9 protein-coding genes are annotated in these 7,735 nt (G+C 39.9%); 3 read left to right on the top strand and 6 right to left on the bottom strand.

Annotated elements, in window-relative coordinates:
* Positions 1–122: 122 nt before the first annotated feature.
* The 3 genes from E2626_RS15130 to mgtE all read right to left on the bottom strand — a co-directional run bounded on the left by E2626_RS15130 (position 123) and on the right by mgtE (position 2,884).
* Positions 123–563 (bottom strand): CotO family spore coat protein, encoded by a 441-nt coding sequence (locus E2626_RS15130; RefSeq protein WP_134382654.1) that lies wholly within the window; start codon positions 561–563, stop codon positions 123–125.
* Between the two features lie 96 nt (positions 564–659).
* Positions 660–1,433: an enoyl-ACP reductase FabI gene (gene fabI, locus E2626_RS15125; RefSeq protein ID WP_134382652.1), complete on the bottom strand. Its 774-nt coding sequence runs from the start codon at positions 1,431–1,433 to the stop codon at positions 660–662.
* 107 nt (positions 1,434–1,540) lie between these two features.
* Positions 1,541–2,884: a magnesium transporter gene (mgtE, locus tag E2626_RS15120; RefSeq protein ID WP_134382679.1), complete on the bottom strand. Its 1,344-nt coding sequence runs from the start codon at positions 2,882–2,884 to the stop codon at positions 1,541–1,543.
* A 314-nt stretch (positions 2,885–3,198) separates the two neighbouring features.
* Here mgtE and prpE point away from each other — a divergent pair, with 314 nt between their 5' ends.
* Positions 3,199–3,942: a bis(5'-nucleosyl)-tetraphosphatase PrpE gene (gene prpE / locus E2626_RS15115; protein WP_134382650.1), complete on the top strand. Its 744-nt coding sequence runs from the start codon at positions 3,199–3,201 to the stop codon at positions 3,940–3,942.
* A 3-nt stretch (positions 3,943–3,945) separates the two neighbouring features.
* Here the strand turns inward: prpE and E2626_RS15110 are convergent, their stop codons facing one another.
* From E2626_RS15110 to yjbM, 3 genes are read right to left on the bottom strand one after another with little or no spacing between them, the layout of a single operon-like run.
* Entirely contained in the window at positions 3,946–4,869 is a 924-nt protein-coding gene (locus tag E2626_RS15110; protein ID WP_244094351.1) for an RluA family pseudouridine synthase, read from the bottom strand.
* The gene (locus E2626_RS15105) at positions 4,847–5,641 is read right to left on the bottom strand and encodes an NAD kinase (protein ID WP_134382648.1); all 795 of its coding nucleotides are present in this window, start codon (positions 5,639–5,641) and stop codon (positions 4,847–4,849) included. Before E2626_RS15105 ends, E2626_RS15110 begins: the two co-directional genes overlap by 23 nt.
* Positions 5,638–6,312: a GTP diphosphokinase gene (gene yjbM / locus E2626_RS15100; protein WP_134382675.1), complete on the bottom strand. Its 675-nt coding sequence runs from the start codon at positions 6,310–6,312 to the stop codon at positions 5,638–5,640. Before yjbM ends, E2626_RS15105 begins: the two co-directional genes overlap by 4 nt.
* Positions 6,313–6,461: 149 nt before the next feature.
* Here yjbM and E2626_RS15095 point away from each other — a divergent pair, with 149 nt between their 5' ends.
* Positions 6,462–7,055, top strand: coding sequence for a CYTH domain-containing protein (locus E2626_RS15095; protein WP_134382646.1), 594 nt, complete (start codon positions 6,462–6,464; stop codon positions 7,053–7,055).
* Positions 7,052–7,684, top strand: a complete 633-nt coding sequence (locus E2626_RS17505; protein ID WP_134382644.1) for a lytic transglycosylase domain-containing protein — start codon at positions 7,052–7,054, stop codon at positions 7,682–7,684. The genes E2626_RS15095 and E2626_RS17505 overlap by 4 nt, the downstream gene beginning before the upstream one ends.
* The last annotated feature ends 51 nt before the right edge of the window (positions 7,685–7,735 follow it).

The raw sequence follows: 7,735 nt of genomic DNA, 5'->3' as shown, positions 1-7,735 counted from the left end.
CGCGGAAAGCGAAGGAATGATCCGGCACGGCTTATGAAATTCAACAACCTGAAAAAAGACATCCTTTTTTAGGATGTCTTTTTTGTTTGCTGTTGGTGAGTTTCATTCATTGAAAATGACTATCAATAGATTTGAATATCGACTAAGTCATTCTTATTAAGGTCTGCTTCTTCTCCCTTAAGCGTACGGATCAAGATTTTCTGATGATCTCTTCTAGTTACTACTCCCGAAATTTCGCTTCCATCATCTTTAATAAATCTGCACTGAAAAGGTGCTTTACGTCCTTCAAATGATAGTAAATAATCTACTTTTTCCTGAAGTGTCATTTTCTTAAATGGTTTCAATTCTTTAAACATGAAAGACTTTTCTTTTACAGTCTCGTTTTCCTTCAAAGGCTTTTCAAGCTCAACTTCTTCCACATATCCTAATGGCTGAACTTTTGTTTTTTTGACAGGTGTTTTTTCCTGACTTGAAGGTGCCTGAAAATAATGCTGCATAACAGGCTTTATTTCAGGAAACTCAGGCTGGTTGACATAAAGAAGCGGACGCCCCTTTTTGTGCAATACCTCACTCCCTTTAACTTGTAGTAGTTGAGTATATGATTGTTTAAGAATATTATTCAAAAAAAGCTTATCAGCACTAGCTGATAAGCCTTTTTGTTAACCTACAATATGATAACCTGAATCCACATGCAGATTTTCACCAGTTAATCCACGGGAATAATCGCTGAATAGGAATGCAGCGGTGTCCCCCACTTCTTCAGGTGTTGTATTTCTTCTGAGCGGTGCTTTTTCTTCAATTTCTTTAAGAATTGAATTGAAATCGTTAATTCCTTTAGCTGATAATGTTCTGATTGGTCCTGCAGAAATCGAGTTCACGCGGATGTTATCTTTTCCTAAGTCACTTGCTAGGTAGCGGACGCTTGCATCAAGTGAGGCTTTTGCAACACCCATTACATTATAGTTTGGAAGAACGCGTTCTCCACCAAGATAAGTCAGTGTAACAATACTCCCGCCTTCAGTCATAAGTGGACGGGCTTCTTTTGCAATGGCTGTCAGTGAGTATGAACTGATGTTATGCGCAAGAAGAAAGTTATCGCGATTCGTGCTTAAATACTCACCCTGCAGGTCTTCCTTTGCAGCAAATGCAATACAGTGAGCAAAACCGTGAATCGTACCGGCTTTTTCTTTAATCGTTTCAAAGCATGATTTAATCTCTTCATCATTTGTAATGTCGCAAGGAAGAATTAATTCATGATTACCTTTTAGTGTACTGACAAGGTCCCGTACAGGCTTTTCAAAACGTTCACCTGCATATGTAAAAACTAAATTTGCTCCAGCTTCATCTAATGATCTTGCAATGCCCCAGGCAATACTTCTTTTATTCGCAACGCCCATTACAACAATTGTTTTACCTTTAAGTGATAAGCTCATATTGTCCTCCTTGTATAGAACAAGTTATTAGTACCTGATACTAACTTAACACATCTCATCGAAAACTGGCAATATAAATATGAGGCTGGGTCCCAACCTCATATTAGTTAAGTTAAGTACCCCATAAACGTCGTTGCAATACCGAAATAAATTAAAATACTGATAATATCATTGATCGTTGTGATGAATGGGCCTGAAGCAACAGCAGGATCGATGTTAAATCTATGCATAATAAGCGGCACGAGTGAGCCTGCCAATGTCGCAACAATTAGTGAAGCAAAAATTGAGAATCCGACAAGTAAACCGAGAAAAAAAGATCCCTGCCAGAAATACACAATGCCGGTCACAAGTATGCCGCAAACCGTCCCTGTAATTAAACCTGTGCCCGCTTCCCTCATGATCAATTTCATTTTACTTTCGTCTTTAATATCCCCGGTTGCAATACTTCTGACTGCAACGGCCAGAGCCTGTGTACCGGTGTTACCTGCCATACCCGCTATGAGCGGAATAAATACAGCCAGGATTGCTACCTGTTCAAGGGTATCTTCAAAACTGCCGATTAAATTAGCTGTCAGCATACCTAAAAATAATAGTGCAATAAGCCAGGGCAGACGTTTCTTCGCAGCTCTCAAAGGTGTACGGTCACGCGAATCCATATCTGAAACCCCTGCGAGCTTTGAATAATCATCCGATGCTTCTTCATCCAGAACGTCAATGATATCATCTACTGTAATGATCCCCAGCAAATGCTGTTGAAAATCAACGACCGGCAGTGCCAGGAAATCATAATCTTTCATCATTCTCGCAGCATTTTCCTGATCTTCACTCACGGAAACTGAGACGACTCTGTCTGACATGATTTCTTTAATCAGCCTGTCTTCTTCAGACGTAATGAGGTCTCTTAAAGACACAACACCTACCAGCTTTCTATCTTCATTTATAACGAAAGTGTAATAAATCGTTTCAGCGTCAGGTGCTTTATTTCTTAAAATCGCCATTGCGGATCTGACTGTTGAGTGCTCCGGTATAGAAATAAATTCAGTGGTCATAATCGAACCGGCAGTGTATTCTTCATAATGAAGAAGGTTTTTAATTTCTTTAGCCGATTCCTGATCCATGATTGTTAAATAACTTGCTGCCTGATCCTTAGTTAACTCATTTAACACGTCAACTGCATCATCCGTATACATCCGTGATAAAGTGTCAGCAGCATACTGCGCATTCATCTCTGCAAAAAGCGGTTCATAATCTTCATCATCTGCATCAATATTTTCGATGATTTCTCCCATTTCCTCAGGAGATAAATATTCATATATCTTTACACGAAGCTCCGGATTTAATTTGAAATAAAATTGTGCACGATCATAAGGGTGCAGATTAAAGTATTCATCTCTGAAAATATCAAACTCATTATTCTCCAGTGCTCTTACCAAATATGTTTCATCGACCATACCTGTTTCTCTTTCAAATTCCTGTTCAGCCACTTCATCCACACTCCTTTCAGTTTGGCTATGTTATCATTTCCGCTTCAGGCAGATGCTTTCCGCAGCCCGGCGTATGAGTCACGGCCATTCGCTTCAATCATCAGCTGTGCATCATCAACACTGAACTTTAATAAAGCCTTCATTTTTAAAAAACTACAAGTGATATTTTATCCGTATTGGTGGTAAACTGTGAAATATTAAGTAGCATATTCATTCACATTATTGATAACTGTTACTTTAATATAAGTCAATCAATTATTCACACCTTTTAGGGGGTCTATATGAAAATCGACATTATAGGTGATATACACGGCTGCCTTAAAGAATTTGTTTCTTTAACAAAAAAGCTCGGGTATTCATGGGAATCCGGATTACCAGTACACACAGGAGGACGCAAACTCGCTTTCGTTGGTGACCTGACAGACAGGGGACCCGATTCAATCAGCATCATAAAAATAGTATATTCCTTAGTTGAAGAACAAGGTGCTTATTACGTCCCGGGTAACCATTGTAATAAGCTTTATCGATACTTAAAAGGAAATAACGTAAAATTAATTCACGGGTTGGAAACAACTGCCGCAGAATTGGAGCAATTATCAGCTGATCAAAGGAAACTGGTCACTGAACAGTTTATTTCGTTGTATGAAAAAGCCCCACTTTACCATGTGCTCGATCATAAACGTCTTGTCATTGCTCATGCTGGGATCAGAGAAGAAGATATTGGACAATTAAATAAGCGCGTAACAGTTTTTGTCTTGTATGGTGATATTACAGGAGAGAAAAATGATAAAGGATTACCTGTCAGAAGAGATTGGGCCCGACACTACAAAGGAAAACCATGGGTAGTGTACGGTCATACACCGGTTCATGAAGCCAGATTCAAAAATCGCACAGTTAATATTGATACCGGTGCTGTTTTCGGCAATATGTTAACAGCATTGAGATATCCAGAAATGAAAACTGTCTCAGTCAAATCTTCAATGGTTTACCATCCAGAAAAGTTCAGAGACAGTGATATGGCATGAATGTCATCCATTCATGCCAACGTTTTTTTTCAGTTCCTTTATGTCATCGGGCAATGGTGATACGACTTCAAGTTCCTCACCTGTAACAGGATGATGCAGCATAAGCTTCCGGCAATGCAGGGCCTGTCTGTTGATAAATCTTACTTCCCCACCATAAAGATCGTCACCTGCCAGCGGATGACCGAGCCATGAAGTATGAACCCGGATCTGATGTGTTCTTCCAGTCTCAAGCTGGAAAGATAACATTGTATGCGCATGACCTGCAGCAACCTTTTTATAATGGGTAACTGCTCTTTGACCCTCAGCATCTACAATTCTGGTAATAATGCTGGATGGATCACGTGAAATTGGCTGATTGATTGTACCTTCATCCAATAATACATTACCCTCTGCTATCGCGGTATACTCCCTGCTGATCTGGTTTAATTTTTGCATTTCACTTAGCAAATGATGAACATGCGCATATTTGGCTGCCAGTACAACACCTGAAGTATCTTTATCAAGTCTTGTAGCAATATGAACACCCGCAGCGATCTGGTGGTAGTCAAAATAACCCGCCAATCCATTTGCGAGTGACCCCCGGGGTTTATCTCTGGATGGGATCGTGTTCATACCAGCAGGTTTATTAACAACGATCAGCCATTGATCTTCATATAAAACTTCCAGACCAAGATTTTCCGAAACCAGTGATCCACTTCTCGTTTCTTCAGGGAAATAAATTTTAACGGTGTCACCAGGCTGTATTTTTTTTCTGACTGTGACTTCCTCTCCATTCAGAAAAAGTCCACCGCCTTCATATTTGATTGCAGTCAGTCCTCTTTTCGATATTCCTTTCAGACCGACGAACTCCCTCAACAACATTTCCTGTTCTTCGACTTCAACGGTCCATTCCATCATTAAGCGGTTATCCATCGATAAATGAGTCATGCACTCTTTTCCAGAACGGAAACGGTCTGAACCTGGCAAATCTGATTTTTTCATCCGCAACACGATATTGAATTGACTTCACATCTTTATGAACGAGTGTTAAATGATCAATTGTAATCATGAAATCTGATCGATTTACCGGTTTAAGCATGCAAGTATGGTGTGCGGGCATAATTAAAGGTGAACCTACCGTTCTGAATACCCTGTTATTGATTGAGGCCATTTCAGCCAATTGAATTGAAGGCAGGGATGGATGGATAATGGCTCCTCCGAGTGCTTTGTTATAAGCGGTTGATCCTGATGGTGTTGAAAGGCACAACCCGTCTCCTCTGAATACCTCAAAATGCTGTCCCCTTATTTCTACATCCATTACTAGCGTTCCGTCTACACTTTTAACTGTAGATTCATTCAATGCTAAATAACGTGTTTCACGACCGCCGTTTTTATAACGGATGATTGTTTCCATGAGTGGATATTCAATAATCTGATAAGGAGTTTTCGCAATTGCAATGACAAGTTTTTCAATTTCATCAGGTACCCAGTCGGCATAAAAGCCCAGGTGACCAGTATGTACACCGACAAATGCAGTTTTGGACAGACGGGAACTGTAACGGTGAAAAGCGTAAAGCAGTGTACCGTCACCACCAACTGAGATTACGATTTCAGGTTCTTTCTCATCGTATTCCAAATTAAAATCTTTTAAATATGTCCGCATTTTGTGCATGAGCGCATTGGACTTCGCGTCACCTTTAGACGTAATTGCAAATTTCATTTTGTCCCTCCTTGACTCCAGCCATTTCTATGATTGTCCTTATGCTGATTTCCAGTCTCTTTTTTCTTTTGAAAAAATACTTGTGCTTCCTGAATTTCTTCTCTGATCTCAGACATTTCTTCATCGAGTCTGAAAGCAGCTTCTGCTGCCCGCTGAAGACGGTTTTGGATATCCTCCGGGAATTGCCCCTGATATTTATAATTCAGCGAATGCTCAATCGTAGCCCAGAAATTCATTGCAAGGGTTCTGATCTGAATTTCCGCTAAAATCTTTTTTTCCCCACCAATTGTTTGCACAGGGTATTCAATAACCATATGATATGATCGATAACCGCTTGATTTTTTGTGAGAGATATAATCTTTCTCTTCTACGATCATAAAGTCTTTTCTCTGCCTCAGCAGCTTTACTACTTTTTCTATATCATCTACAAACTGACACATCATCCGGAGACCGGCGATGTCCTGTACCTGATAAGCAAGCTGATCTTGCGAAAGGTTTTTCTCTCTCGCTTTATCTATAATACTTCCAATCGGTTTTACCCTGCCCGTGACGAATTCAATCGGTGAATGAGTCTGTTCGAGCTCAAATTGTGTTCTCATTCCTTTAAATTTAATTTTCAATTCATCTACAGCCTGTTTATATGGCTCCAGAAAAGCTTCCCAATTCATCAGCATCACCCCGTCAGTTTGTCTAACTCAGGTTTTCTCAATCTATTGTTACCCTTATATTTTACCATAGAGCCTCTTGCCTTACACGTTCCCATTGCAGTTTTGTGTAAAACCATCCATAATATGATTATTAATGTAAAGGGGCGTTTATCATGTCTCAAGAGCTTGAAATTGAATTCAAAAATCTGCTGACAGAATACGAATATCAGCAACTCTATTCAGATTTTAAAATGCATGAACCAATGAACCAGATTAATCATTATTTTGACACACCATTATTCCACCTGAAAGAAGCACGTTCCGCGTTACGTGTTCGTGAAAAAAACGGTACGCTAATGCTTACGTTAAAACAGCCTGTAGATGAAGGAATACTGGAGACTCACCAGAAAATCAGCAAACTCGATCTGGATGATATGCTTTCAGGAGGCGGCCTGATTGGCGGGGAAGTATCTGATATGCTCAAACTGATGAACATACCTCAGCAGGAAATGATTCATTTCGGCTCACTCCAAACAAGGAGATCTGAAACTGCATACAAAAATGGTTTATTAGTACTTGATCATAGTACATATCTGGGCAACGAGGATTACGAACTGGAATATGAAGTCTCTTCGTACGAAGCAGGCAAAGAAATATTTTTATCATTACTTACGTCCTACAAAATTCCGGTAAGAGAAACCGATAATAAAATTAAAAGGTTTTATAAAGCCCGCCTCATGCAAAATCGTGAAGGAGGAAATTCATGAATATTAATGCTTTAAACAAAATGATGGAAATGCAGGCAATGCGAACATTAGGTTCTCAAAACCCTGAAAAGAGCACGCAGGATTTCTTTCAGCTCATGCAGCAAAGTATGGAAGCCAACCCTAATGAGCTTGGATCTGTAGCAAGCCTGGTCGAACAGCATAAGCTGCAGAATACACTGTCAATGCAATCACCTATTGTACAGTCACCTATTGAAACAACGATGCAGGCTGCTGAAGTTAAAAGCAAAGCAGCTCAGCCACTGGATGAAATCATTAAAGCAGCTTCAGAAAAATATCAAGTACCTGAAAAATTAGTCAGGTCAGTCATTCAGCATGAATCCAACTTTAATCCGGATGCAGTCAGTCACGCAGGAGCATCTGGTCTGATGCAGCTCATGCCTGGAACCGCTAAGTGGCTTGGTGTGAAAAACATATTTGATCCTTCAGAAAACGTCCAGGGAGGCGTCAAATACCTGCGTGACATGCTGAACAAATATAATCAGGACCCTAAACTTGCTTTGGCAGCCTACAATGCAGGACCTGGTAATGTAGATAAATATAATGGGATTCCACCATTCAAAGAAACGACAAATTATGTGCGTAAGGTGATGGATACGTACACGTCTTAAAACGTCTGATTCCAGGCGTTTTTTTATTTGGAAGCGAAGTATTTGAGAAAT

This window comes from Jeotgalibacillus salarius (assembly GCF_004405125.1).
GTDB classification, from domain to species: Bacteria; Bacillota; Bacilli; order Bacillales; family Jeotgalibacillaceae; genus Jeotgalibacillus; species Jeotgalibacillus salarius.
Note: the sequence above shows the minus strand (reverse complement) of the source record. Positions and strands in the feature narration are given on the sequence as shown.

Coding starts and splice junctions, on each gene's coding strand:
- fabI (WP_134382652.1), bottom strand. CDS start 1,433: ATGAGCTTATCACTTAAAGGTAAAACAATTGTTGTAATGGGCGTTGCG.
- mgtE (WP_134382679.1), bottom strand. CDS start 2,884: ATGGTCGATGAAACATATTTGGTAAGAGCACTGGAGAATAATGAGTTT.
- prpE (WP_134382650.1), top strand. CDS start 3,199: ATGAAAATCGACATTATAGGTGATATACACGGCTGCCTTAAAGAATTT.
- E2626_RS15110 (WP_244094351.1), bottom strand. CDS start 4,869: ATGACTCATTTATCGATGGATAACCGCTTAATGATGGAATGGACCGTT.
- E2626_RS15105 (WP_134382648.1), bottom strand. CDS start 5,641: ATGAAATTTGCAATTACGTCTAAAGGTGACGCGAAGTCCAATGCGCTC.
- E2626_RS15095 (WP_134382646.1), top strand. CDS start 6,462: ATGTCTCAAGAGCTTGAAATTGAATTCAAAAATCTGCTGACAGAATAC.
- E2626_RS17505 (WP_134382644.1), top strand. CDS start 7,052: ATGAATATTAATGCTTTAAACAAAATGATGGAAATGCAGGCAATGCGA.